Consider the following 12664-nt stretch of genomic DNA (forward strand, 5'->3'; position numbering starts at 1 on the left):
GGGCTGGCGCTCATTCCACAGGTGCGATGCCTGTTCACCACCCCCGATTGCTGAGCCGCTCGGATGTCCCCCTTCCGCGAAAGCGGCATTCATACTTCGACCAACACATGGGTAAACTCCTCGTTTTGGGACGCCACAACTGATCGACGGCTGTGAGCTGTCGGCTCCTGCGCAATGGTTGTTCGCGGAGGAATTTTCGTCCGGGCTCGCCACCCGGCTGTCGGACCGGACCCAGTCACGGGAAGTCAGCCGACGTTCTGAGTTAGGAGAACGGGCTTGGGCTTGTCGGCCAAGCGCTTGCGACAGGCCTCGATGAGCGGGCGTTCGACCAGCAGATGCAGCAGGCCGCCGCATGCGACCGTGCTGACGAAGACTACGGTATAAATCAGTTCCGGCTGCAACGGCACGTGACCCGAGAGCCAGATCATGGACTTCGCGAGCAGGCCGAGAAAGGCCAGATGGGTCAGGTAGATCGAATAAGATGCATCGCCGATGAGGTTGAGAAGCCGTGCATTGGAGGGCCATTGCCCAGCCGACTCCAGCGCCGCAGCTCCGGCGATGATCAATCCAAAGGCAACGGCGTAGGCAATCTGCAGCAGGTTGTATGGCATGCCACCGCGTTCGAGCACGTAGACGGTGCCCAGCAGTGCCAACCCCGCCGCGAAGGCGCATTTGACGATGACCGGCCTACCATGCGTCCAAGCGCAGAAGGCCAGCATGCCAACAAGAAAATTGAGATTGAGCGGCGAGAAATAGGTGGCCCATGGCGATCCGTTCGGCTCGTTGGGATATTCAAAAACCATCAGACAGGCCAGCATCCAGAGCGCGAAGGCTGCCACGCCGACGCGCCCGCCGACGATGAAAAGCGCGAAAGCGAGATAGAAGGCCAATTCGTGGACGAGGGTCCACGCCGGCGCAATCGGAAATGCGAAATTGTCGAGACGGATGAGGAATGCGGTCGAAATCCACTGGCTGGCTGTGTGCGGCAGCTCGACAGCCGTTCCAAAGCCCAATGCCACCAGTGAGCAGAAGATGCCGACACACATCCAGTAGAACGGGAACAAGCGCGCGAAACGGCGCACCAGATAATTGCGTAGACGGTCCGCGCGACCCACATCGCGACCATGGGCGAAGGCGATGATGAATCCAGAGAGCACGAAAAAGAAATCGACGCCCAGATTCCCGCGTCGCGTGAAGTCGACAAATAGTTCCTGACCGAGATATCGCGGCAGGGACAGGGTGATCGAAAGGTGATAGGCGACGACGGCCATCGCCGCCAGGCCCCTGCCCTGCTGCAGCGCATGCAACTGCACGGGTCCACGCACCCCCACTAAATCGGCTCCCGGAATAATGCCGCCTTTTGGGACCACGCCTCGAGTTGTCGGTAAGACCCGTCCACTCTGCGGTTCTCTTTCTCCTGCAGAAGGATCGGCGGCGGCTGCACCAAGTTGTTATTGGCCGTGTCGTGCTCTTCCGCGATCAGTGCCTGCAAGATGCACATACTCCGAAGAAACGGCAGACAGGGCGACTCCCATTATGAGGTAAGCCAATGGACTGGCCTTAGTTCTTGCCTCACTATCAGAGGCGTGCATTCGGACCCAGCAAGCGGCGATTCAGCTTGCCTCGACCGATCCCTAGTTCGCCGGGCACCATCGCCGCGATTACCGCTCGAGCTCAAGGTTGTTACTTGGTAGCGACTGCGGTGATACCCATCAGGAAGCGGGCCAGGTAAGTGTGCCGCAAACGACCGGGAAGCCGAGGCAAGGCCTGCTCGATGCCCCGCATCAACTGATAAGGGGGTGTGGCGATCCGATGTCCGGATGCCACCAAGGGGAATTCGACCGAGTGGAAACCGGCCTTGAGCATCAGGGCACGCAGGGAACTATAGTCGTACTCCCGCATGTGCATGCCCCGCGCCACCTCGTCAAAGAACACCGAGATATCGTGCGGTCCGGTGACGCTGCTCGGAGTCTTGCAGACATAGCGTCCGCCGGGCCTGAGCACCCGGTAGATCTCCCGGAGCTGGGTCTCCGCGTCCTCAACGTGCAGATGCTCCATGAGCTGGTCCGAGTGCGCCAGATCGACCGAGTTGTCGGCGAGCGGAATATCGACGCCGTCCGTCGACAGGAAGCGAAAGTTGCTCGGAGCGGCGGCAAAATCCACGAGCACGTCCGTGACATCGAGGCCGAGCACCTCACCGGCGGACCCGGACAGCGCGAAGGGCAGCAAGGCATCGCCGCAGCCGATCTCCAAATACACGTCACTCGGCCGGATCCAAGTCTTGAGAAGCCTGACTTGCTTCGCGATCCTCTCCACACGGGAGTCCGTAGCAGTTTTTTGCGGATGGTCCGGCAGGCTGTCGAACAGCTCCGAATAGACTTCGGTGTAGAGCCGGGAGCGCTCGCCGCGGCCGGCGAATCGCAGCCGATCCGAAAGCCTGCGTTCGAGCTCGTAGTGCGCGACAAGGCGCTCGGGCGGCCGCGTGTCCTTGCGGCGCCGCTTGATCGCCAAATAGTCGGGTCGTAGCTTCGTCAACTCAAAAGCCGTCATTGAAGAGACCCATTCGCGTCCGCGACCCAATGTGTCCCGGATGTCGCGAGTCTCGCAATAACCCTTAGGAGCTACCCCGCGCAGAGAATGCGATCGGCCCGAAAATGCTGTCGCCCTTCATTGCGCGACAACGCGCGCTAGAAGAATGATCGGCGCGCCATGCCGCAATCGTCGAGTTCGGCTGAGGCAACTCGGTCCGCTGGACGGCACCTCGCTTCGGCTGACACTCCGGTAATGGAGAACCTCTGCTGTGCGCCCCAAATCGACATTCGGCGCGCACATCGCTGAAAAATGCGTGCGTTTAGGAAAATAATACGTGTGTATAGAACCAGAGCTTTGACTGTTCTAATCACAGTTTGAAACTTTTTTCGCCATTTTTGGCTCTTAACGAACCGCCTTAGCAGTCGGGGGGCCAGCATTCCCAAAATCCCACTGCTTTGAAAGATCCTCGCGGTTCGAGGCTGCAATACCTGGAAATCTGTTCGCAGCTTGAGACTGCGGGCATGCGGTATGTCGCGCGTTCCCCATGCGCGGCAGTGGAATTCCTCGTCTTCAACTTAGTCTGCAATGGAGAATCTGCGTGACTGCTCTGACCGATGCAATCTATCAAAATACAGCCGGAAATAGCGAAGGATTCCCGTTGGGCGTACCATCGTACTACTCTTGGTATTCCGGCAAGACCGGCTCTTCGAGCAGCCCTCCTTCGGACTTCTCGGCTGTTACCGGATGGGGCCAGATCTATCCCATGGCCGGCCAGCCGATCGATTCTAATCCGGCCAATGTTCAGATCGCGAATTTTGAGACCTGGGTGCATCTCACAAGCGGCAGCTGGGTCAAGGTGCAGGATCAGGCGACGGGCTCCATCGGCGGGGCCCAGTATGTCGCTGACTTTTCCGGAAACTCAAACGTTCCATGGCAAGAGACAAAGCTAGCGGACGGCACCGTAAGCGTCGTTGCGCCACTAAGCGGATACAACGACCATTTTTGGCCTGGAGGAGGACGCGGAACGTACACGCCCGGGACGATCGATGGTGTTTACGTTCAGGCGAGCATGAAGACCGACGATCCGAACGAGCATCTGGTGGCCAATCTTGGCGCTGACTGGTGGAGAAGCGCCACAGCGACGTATCTCTACGAAAATGGAGTGTTCGTGAATAATCCCGGGGTCGGGATGAGCGATTGGGTCGAACTGACCACCGAATGGAAGCCCCTTTATTTCACCTCGATGAGCACAGCGCAGTTGCAGGCCGATCCACCGCCTCCCCTGCAGAGCACCTCCGGGACCACGACACCCACGCAGCCGACCACGCCTACGACACCGATCACACCGAATGTCGCGCCATCGGTGACACAGGTCTTCGCTTCGCCAGGAACCGGAGTCGAGCATGTCGGCGATTCCGTTAAATTGACGCTTAGCTTCAGCGAGGCCGTGACGGTCTCCGGTACGCCTACGCTGTCGCTCAATGATGGCGCCAAGGCTACCTATGTTGGCGGGTCCGGGACGAGTTCTCTCACCTTCAGCACGACCGTCGCGTCGACGAATACCAATACTCTGGCGCTCGCCATCACCGGGGCCAATCTCCCGAACGGTGCAAGCATCAAGGACTCCGGCGGTCTCGCAGCAAACCTCTCGGGCGCGGTAACGACGTTCTCCGGTCTCCAGATCTCGACTACATCGGCCACGCCAACGCCCCCATCGACTCCGTCCGTGACCAAACCGATCCTCTCCGTCGCGGATAGCTCACTGTGGGTGGCCGGGAGAGGAGGCAAGGTCGACCTGGGGGTGGATGTTACAACGACAGACTCCAACGATCGTGTCACCCTCAACATCCAAGGGCTCCCGAAATACGAGACGATCACCACCAGCGATGGCAGCAAGTTCAGCGGCAGCGACTTCACCTTGACCGCCGCGCAGGTCGACGGCGGACTGACGCTGACGTCTTGGTACAGGGGCGGCGGCCATCCGGTCGCGGACCTCACGCTGACCGCAAGCGCCAAGGACCCGGTCACCGGCGCTGTCACATCCGCGGCGCCGCAGACCATTACCGTGACGGATCCCAGGCCAGCTACATGGTCCCCGCACACGACGAGCGTCACGACCGCTCAGGCTGCTGCGCCTGCCGCAAGCACAGGGGACTTGGCAAATCAGGGCTTTGCCCAGTTGCAGCAGCGTATGAACAGCTTCACCAGGACTCTTGCAACCTCCGCGACGGACGCGGTCGCTTCGCCGGATCACGGCACCACCACGGCATCCCAGGCAAGCCAGAGTTTTGCGCTGCTGAACCAATATTTGGCAGGCCACGCCGGTCGGATCGACGCAGGTCAAATCGTGGCAGCTGTGTCGAACGGCACCACCTGGACACAGGGTTCGTTCCTGACCAGACCTCAAGGTTGATCCGCTACCGCACCGGGGCGCTCAGCGCCTCGGTGCGGCATTACCAAGACTTGGAAGTCCGGAGAAGGAACATCAAACGCGGCCAGGTTGCCGTGAAGGGTTAAAGTCCAAAATGGCTATCCAGAACGGAAATGCCCACACCTCAGAACTGGGGCTCCGAGCGCTAGCTCTGTTCTTGCGCCTTCATGGCGTGACCATTGAGCCCGACCAGCTCCGAGATCGCTGCGGGGATAGTGGCATCGGCATCCGCGCAATGCTTCGCTGCGCGCGCGATCTCGGGGTCAAAGTTCGTTCGAGAACGATGAATTGGCAACGGCTTGCGAGCATCCAACTGCCTGGAATCGCGTCCTTGCATGACGGCGGATTTCTCCTTCTGGGAAAGATCGATGGGCAGGCCGCGCTTGTGCTGCACCCAACTTCGTCGCATCCGGCGTTGATGGCCCGTGAGGATTTCGAAGCGATCTGGGACGGCGGCTTGATCTCGGTCGGATCACGGAGCCTCCTGGCCGGATCACGGAGCCTCGCCCATCGCGCGCTACAAACATTTGGCGGCATGAACGCCCGCGGAATTGACATGGTGCGTCGCTGCAGCGGCGCCCTGATGCGTGTCCGCGATAGCCTGCTGAAGGCCGGCGATGCCATCTTGGCGAAGACCCGCAACACCTTGATCGGCGGGCGTTTCGTCGCTCGAGACGATACAGCTTCCCGCCCCCCGGAAAACGAATCCCCTGCAGCGGACTCCGAAGCCGAGAATGCCGATGAATCCGGGCTCATTGCAGCGGCGATATTGCTGCGTTGCCATGGAATCGCGGCCGACCCTGACCAAATCCGCCATCAGTTGGGGAGGGCACGCGTGGGCGTCACCGAAATCCTGCGCTGTGCGAAGGATTTTGGACTCAAGGCACGGGTTCAAAGGACGAGTTGGAATCGGCTTGTGGTCACCCCGCTGCCGGCGATCGCGGTGTTGCGTGACGGCGGCTTCCTGATCCTAGGCAAGGTCATCGACGACAATCTCCTCGTTCAGCGCCCGCTGTCTCCCCGACCCGAGGCCATCACGCAAACCGAACTCGAGGCGATTTGGGACGGCGACATCATTTTGATGGCCCGGCGCGCGAGCCTGACCGATCTGGCGCGGCGTTTCGATATCGGTTGGTTCGTCGGCGCGATGCAGAAGTATCGCCGCCTTCTTGGGGAGGTGCTGGTCGCATCGTTTTTTCTTCAAATCTTTGCCGTCGTCTCACCGCTGTTCTTCCAGGTGGTCATAGACAAGGTACTCGTGCATCGAAGCATGAGCACGCTCGACGTATTGGTCATGGGCCTGGTCGCGCTCACCGTGTTCGAAACAGTTCTCGAGACGCTGCGTGTCTATCTTTTTGCGCACACGACAAACCGCATCGACGTCGAGCTCGGTGCCCGGCTGTTTCGTCACCTGATGGCCCTGCCGATCGCATATTTTCAGACCCGCCGCGTCGGCGATTCGGTTGCTCGCGTCCGCGAGCTTGAGAACATTCGCCAGTTCCTGACGAGCTCCGCTCTCACACTGGTCATCGATCTCTTGTTCACCTTCGTCTTCCTTGCGGTGATGTTCTATTACTCGACGACCTTGACGTGGATTGTCCTGGCGTCCTTTCCGTTCTACATCGGTATTTCCGCGGGAGCAGCGCCGCTGTTCCGCCGGCGCCTCGATGAGAAGTTCAATCGCGGCGCCGAGAACCAGGCATTCCTGGTCGAGAGCGTCACAGGCGTCGAGACGCTGAAGGCCATGGCGGTCGAGCCGCAGATGCAACGCCGCTGGGAGGAACAGCTCGCCGGCTATGTGGCCGCAAGCTTCCGAGTGCTCAGCCTGAACAACACCGCGAGCCAGGCAGTCCAGATGATCAACAAGCTGGTCATCGCCGCTACCCTTTACTTTGGCGCCCGCCTCGTGATCGGCGGCGACCTGACCGTCGGCGAGCTCGTCGCGTTCAACATGCTGGCGGCGCGCGTCAGCACGCCGGTGCTGCGGCTGGCGCAGATCTGGCAAGATTTCCATCAAGCGCGACTGTCGATCAATCGTCTCGGCGACATCCTCAACACCATTCCCGAGCCGAGCTTCACTCCGGCCCGCGCGGCTCTGCCGCCGATTCGCGGCAAGGTTGCGTTCGAGCACGCGACCTTCCGCTACCGCATCGACGGCCCCGAGGTGCTTCACGACGTGTCCTTCAGCGTTGAGCCGGGCGAGGTTATCGGCATCGTGGGTTCCTCTGGTTCTGGAAAGAGCACGATCACAAAGCTGATCCAGCGTCTGTACGTTCCGGAAAGCGGCCGCGTTCTGGTCGACGGCGTAGATCTCGCGATGATCGATCTGAGCTGGTTGCGGCGCCAGATAGGTGTCGTACTGCAGGAAAACGTGCTCTTCAATTGCTCCATCCGCGACAACATCGCGCTGGCCGATCCGACCATGACGATGGAGCGCGTGATCGAGGCAGCAATGCTTGCCGGCGCTCACGACTTCATCCTCGAACTGCCCGAAGGTTATGACACCATCGTGGGCGAGCGGGGCAGCAGCCTGTCGGGCGGGCAACGCCAACGCATCGCAATCGCGCGCGCACTCATCACCGATCCACGCATCCTGATCCTCGACGAGGCAACCAGCGCCCTAGATTACGAAAGCGAACGCGCGATCCAGCAGAACATGAAGCGGATTTCCGCCGGACGGACCGTGTTCATCATCGCTCACCGGCTCTCGACCGTGCGCAATGCGAACCGAATCATCACACTCGAGCATGGTCGCATCGTCGAGGACGGCAGCCATGACGAATTGATCCGCACAAACGGGCGTTACGCAAATCTCCACTACCTGCAGGCCGGCATCCATGACATCCGCTAGTCGCAACATCGTTCCGTTTCCGCGACGAGAACCTCGCCGCCGCGAGCATGAAATTGCGTTCCTGCCGGCGGCGCTCGAGATCACTGAATCGCCGCCGTCGCCAATCGGGCGTTCGATCGGGGCAACGATCATCGCGGTGTTCTGCAGCGCGCTGGTGTGGGCGACGCTCGGCAGCGTCGATATTGTGGCCAGCGCGACGGGCAAGATCGTGCCAGGTGGGCGCACCAAGCTGATCCAGCCGTTCGAGACGGGCGTTGTCCGCGCCATCAAGGTTCGCGATGGACAAAGCGTCAGGGCTGGCGACGTCCTGATCGAGCTTGACCCGACGATGACAGAAGCCGATCAGGAACGCCAGAGAAGCGATCTGGTTGCGGCCGAACTCGACGTCGCTCGACTGCGTGCTGCGCTCACTGACGATCCGCTTGCCGCCTTCCGATCACCGCAGGGCGCAAGCGCCGCGGAGATCGAGATGCATCGCCAGTTTCTGAGCAGCCAGCGTGCCGAGCAAAATGCCAAGCTCGCCGAGATCGAGCGCCAGCAGGGTCAGAAGGAAGCGGAGCGGGCGACCACCTCGGCCAGCGTGGCGAAGCTCCAGGCGACGATACCGGTGCTCCAGGAACGGGTCGACATTCGTAAGACTCTCGTCGACAAAGCCTTGGCTTCGAAGGTCGTCTATCTCTCCGAATATCAGGAGTTGGTCGGCCTTCAGCAGGATCTGGTCCTGCAGCAGAGCCGGCTTCGCGAAGCCGACGCCGCCACTGCCTTGCTGAAGGAAACGAAGGAAAGGACCGCTGCGGAGTATCGGCGTGCCACCTATGACGCGCTTGCGAAAGCCGAGCAGAAAGCTGCGAGCGCCGCGCAGGAAGCGGTCAAGGCAGAGCGGCGCACGAGGCTTCAGCATTTGACTGCCCCGGTCGACGGCGTCGTGCAACAGCTCGCCGTTCACACGGTGGGAGGCGTGGTGACGCCTGCTCAGGCGCTGGCCGTGGTGGTCCCGAGCGAGAGCCAGCTTGAGATCGAGGCGATGCTCTCCAACCGCGACATCGGGTTCGTTCATCCGGGACAGAAAGCGGAGATTAAGGTCGATACGTTCAACTTCACGCGCTACGGGCTCCTTCATGGAGACGTGCTCAGCGTGTCGACGGATGCCATCACGCGCGATAGGCCGCAGGCCGGCTCGAATGACCGCAATTCGAGTGCAGCACAGAGCAGCAGTGAGCCGAAAGGTCAGGAGCTGGAATATGCCGCGCGCGTCTCGGTCGATCGTACGCACATGCAGGTGGAGGACAAGCTCGTCAAGCTAGGTCCTGGTATGGCGGTAACGGTCGAAATCAAGACCGGCGAACGCAGGATCATCAGCTATCTGCTCTCGCCGCTGGCACGGTACAGGCAGGAGTCCCTGCGAGAGCGCTAGCCCAAGCGGGAGCCCCATCGGTAGGCACTGCTGGCAGCCAAATCGCTGCCCGCTCTGCAACGAGGAAGGTCATTGGGGATGCTGGGCGTGGAGATGATAGCGCATTAGCGTCGTAGCGACTCTAGCCGCGCTTTCGCCTCTTCGACTCCTGCGGCATCCGCCTTGGCATAGAGGTCTTGAGCCTTTCTGGTATCGCCCCGCGTGCCGAAAGTTCCCCATTTCGCAAGGGTCAACGGATCGTAAGTTTCTGCCAGCGCGAAGCTTGCCTGGGCGCTCCCCATCTCGACAGCCCGCTCGAGGATCAGTCGAGCCGCGCCGATATCGCCCTGCCGGAGCAGCGCGCTCGCGCGCGCGCCCAACAGTGTCGCCTCGTCGGCCCGCTCCGCGTTGAGCTGACTATTCGCGCGGGCTGGCGTCTCTGCTGTCCGCTCCGTAGCAGCCATCTCGGCGGACCTATCACGCGTCGCCGAGCCAGTCGTCACGACATTGGCCACAGCGCCCGGCACAAGCGCGAGATCCCGCTCCAGACGGCGGTCGCGCGTCTCCTGCGCGGTTTCGCCAGCGGACGGCGCGCCATTTGCGGCGATCTGTCTGAGCTCCGCCGCTTGATCTTCGGCTTTGCGAACCTGAGCCTCATACGCATAGATCGCGCTCCGCGACAAGGAGAGGCTTTGGGCCTGCGCATCTAGCGTTGGAAGCGACTGGCTCAGCTCGGCCGTACCGGCTTCGGCTGCCTGCTTGTGCCGCAACACTTCCTCCGTTGCCTTTGCCGCTAGCGCGGTTTGGGTCTCGACAGCGCGCCGCGCGGCGGCGAGTTCCTGTTCCAGCCGTGCGGATCGTTCGCGCTCCTGTTGCAGCTCTGTCGCACCGCTCCTCTCCGCCGCTTTCAGTCGGAATGCCACCTCGCCTGCTTTCGTAGCCAGCGAGGTATGGGTCTCGACATCACGCCAAGCCGCTGCCAAATCCTGCTCCAATCGCGCCGATCGCTCACGCTCCTGTTGCAAGGACTTCTGCAACTTCGCCGCATCGTCCTCTCCCCCTTGTTTCAGTCGGGCAGCTTCCTCCGCCGTCTTTGCAGCAAGTGCCGCCTGGGCGGCAACATCAAGCCGCGCTGCCGCAAGTTCTTGCTCCAGCCGCGCCGACCGCTCGCGCTCCTGTTGCAAGGACTTCTGCACTTTCTGCGCGTCGCCCTCTCCTACCTGTTTCAGCCGGGCGGCTTCCTGCCCAGCCTTTGCAGCAAGTGCAGTCTGGGCCGCAACATCAAGTCGCGCTGCCGCAAGGTCCTGCTCCAGCTGCGCCGACCGCTCGCGCTCCTTTTGCAGCGACGTCTGTCGCTCCGTACCGCCAGTCCCTTCCGCTCCTGTCGGCCGGGAAGCTTCGTCTGCCTTTGCCGCCAAGGCAATTTTGGTCTCGACATCGCGCCGCGTCGTCGCGAGATCCTGCTCAAGCCGCTCCGCCCTTTCGCGCTCCTGCTGCAGGGACCTCTGCAGCTCTGCCGCACCACTCTGCAACGTCTGTTTCAACCGAGCAGCTTCTTCGACCGCCTCGGCCTTCAGCGCAGTCTGGATGTCGACATCGCGCCGCGCAGCGGCAAGACCCTTCCCCAGCCATTCGGCCCGATCGCGTTCCAGCTCGAGACGTTGCAGTAACTGAATATCGCTCCTTGCATTGGTAAGTTCGCAGGACATCGCCTCCGCCCAGTGGCGTTCCGGTCTCAGAGACTGTCCCATATCACTCGGCGTCGCTTGCACAACGCGCAACAAGGCATCGCTACCGCCGCGGCGTGGCGGCAAGGCTTGGACATCGCCATCACCTGAAAGACGATTGCGGACAGCCCTCGCGTGCTGCGCATCCGCCAAGGGTCGCGTCAAATCGGGAGAAGCCTGGGAGTCCGACGTCCATGTCGTCGCGAGCATGGCAGCGACGATCAACCGGAGCGCGGATCTTCCGGCGGCGGGCAAGCGCCTTATTGTCGTCACCGCAAGCGGCGTCTGGTCTGACTCCTCGCGCGACGAGCCCGCGATAGCGCAGGCCGTACTCACCTCGTCACTGAGTATAATCGCGCGATCCATTTGCAATCACCCGTCACAGCGCAATACGGACTGTTCAGGTGCGCCATTATGCGGTGAACCTTTCGCGAATCCTATACTCCGCATGGAGGACCCGGCCGCCCTTTCGGGTTAGGCTCCGGAGTACCCGCGCCTGCTGGTGAGACATACGTCGGTTAGCTCCGCCGGAGAACTAGATCCAGCGAAGCGCAGCCAATCGCCATCGTCGGGCACTGAGATCGATGTCAGGATCGGGCGCCTCGCTCACGGCTTTACATAGGACCAGCCCCGCTCCTGCAACTCCATCACGCGCACGACGCCTGACTTCACCACCTCTGCCTGACGAATAATTGGGATATCCTTGCTCTCGGCTTTATGCATTCTTTCTTGAGTATTGCCGCAGGCCTTGAACGATACCTCCGGTGCACTCAACGCCATCTCTTCGATACGGGCCTTAACCGGCGAGGTGTCTTCCCGCAGCATGTGGAGGCCGGGCCCGAACGTGACCACCTCGATTTTTACCTTTTCGCCGAGATCCTTATAGTATTGCGCAACGTTCGTGGCGTTGTTGAGCGCCAGATTCATGGCGGCGACATCGTTCGTGTTCACCTGCAAAATCAAATGATGCATCTGTGTGGTGGCTTTATGCCGGGCGACAGGCTTTGCTGCAACGCGCGGTCGATCCGTAGCGGAATTCACCGTTCCCGGCTCCCAATACCGTCCGCCCTGCTCCGCCACAGCGAATGACGCGCCAAACAGGGCCATTGCGGCTCCTATGGTGGTTGCCTTGGCAAAATGTTGAAACATGCTCATAGCGCTTCTCCCATTGAACACATGTCATTGACTCCTCACCCGTTGGGTTTTGCTGCCGGATGTGGCCACCTGCACACCGGGGCCAACTTCGCGCGCACCACTTCCAATCCACTCAGCAAGAACACCGCATCCAGCGCTGGGCCGGTCCGGGGTGCGAGGTGAATAGAGAGGCTTCCATTGTCGGGAAGAGACCGCAGCAGGCCTACAACGTCGCCTCCGAACGCAATGCCGGCTCCAAAGGCCGGAACGGCAGCCGGGCTCTGTAGCGTTTGGTCCTCGTTGACGCGGTAGTGAATCGCATAATCGTCACCGCGACCGGGAACGCTGGGTCCCGTGACTACCAGTTCGTTCCGTCCTGCGCGGCAACGAATTGAAAGCTTCATTCCCGACTCGGAAGTACCATCGCGTGACGATGTCGTGGCAGTAGCAACTGGTGAATAGTCGACCGGCGAGGTCGTCAGGCTGATGATCCAGTTGTTCTTGCTAGCCTGACCGTGCGCGGCGGTCCGCGGCGCCTTCTCGGGGCATTCCAGGCCTTGGGCGCGCTCCGTCGCGGAACATTCGCGAAGCTGGGC

At 61.2% G+C, this 12664-nt stretch carries 8 protein-coding genes; 3 read left to right on the top strand and 5 right to left on the bottom strand.

What is annotated here, in order from left to right:
- Positions 1-245: 245 nt before the first annotated feature.
- The 3 genes from JQ591_RS24515 to JQ591_RS24525 all read right to left on the bottom strand — a co-directional run bounded on the left by JQ591_RS24515 (position 246) and on the right by JQ591_RS24525 (position 2550).
- Positions 246-1313: an acyltransferase family protein gene (locus JQ591_RS24515; protein ID WP_211398534.1), complete on the bottom strand. Its 1068-nt coding sequence runs from the start codon at positions 1311-1313 to the stop codon at positions 246-248.
- 17 nt (positions 1314-1330) lie between these two features.
- Positions 1331-1492: a hypothetical protein gene (locus JQ591_RS24520; RefSeq protein ID WP_211398535.1), complete on the bottom strand. Its 162-nt coding sequence runs from the start codon at positions 1490-1492 to the stop codon at positions 1331-1333.
- 191 nt (positions 1493-1683) lie between these two features.
- Positions 1684-2550, bottom strand: coding sequence for a methyltransferase domain-containing protein (locus JQ591_RS24525; RefSeq protein ID WP_211398536.1), 867 nt, complete (start codon positions 2548-2550; stop codon positions 1684-1686).
- A gap of 580 nt (positions 2551-3130) precedes the next feature.
- Here JQ591_RS24525 and JQ591_RS24530 point away from each other — a divergent pair.
- From JQ591_RS24530 to JQ591_RS24540, 3 genes are all read left to right on the top strand, one after another.
- The gene (locus JQ591_RS24530) at positions 3131-4945 is read left to right on the top strand and encodes a hypothetical protein (protein ID WP_211398537.1); all 1815 of its coding nucleotides are present in this window, start codon (positions 3131-3133) and stop codon (positions 4943-4945) included.
- Positions 4946-5057: 112 nt separating this feature from the next.
- Positions 5058-7814 (top strand): type I secretion system permease/ATPase, encoded by a 2757-nt coding sequence (locus tag JQ591_RS24535; RefSeq protein WP_211398538.1) that lies wholly within the window; start codon positions 5058-5060, stop codon positions 7812-7814.
- Positions 7801-9228, top strand: a complete 1428-nt coding sequence (locus tag JQ591_RS24540; RefSeq protein WP_211398539.1) for an HlyD family type I secretion periplasmic adaptor subunit — start codon at positions 7801-7803, stop codon at positions 9226-9228. Before JQ591_RS24535 ends, JQ591_RS24540 begins: the two co-directional genes overlap by 14 nt.
- Positions 9229-9332: 104 nt before the next feature.
- Here JQ591_RS24540 and JQ591_RS24545 read toward each other — a convergent pair whose 3' ends face one another.
- Both JQ591_RS24545 and JQ591_RS24550 read right to left on the bottom strand, forming a co-directional pair.
- Positions 9333-11300 (bottom strand): hypothetical protein, encoded by a 1968-nt coding sequence (locus tag JQ591_RS24545; protein ID WP_211398540.1) that lies wholly within the window; start codon positions 11298-11300, stop codon positions 9333-9335.
- Positions 11301-11540: 240 nt separating this feature from the next.
- Positions 11541-12089 carry a DsrE family protein gene (locus JQ591_RS24550; RefSeq protein WP_211398541.1) on the bottom strand — a complete coding sequence of 183 codons (549 nt, stop codon included), beginning with the start codon at positions 12087-12089 and terminating at the stop codon, positions 11541-11543.
- Positions 12090-12664: the final 575 nt, after the last annotated feature.

This window comes from Bradyrhizobium canariense, from assembly GCF_018130465.1.
Classification (GTDB): Bacteria; Pseudomonadota; Alphaproteobacteria; order Rhizobiales; family Xanthobacteraceae; genus Bradyrhizobium; species Bradyrhizobium canariense_C.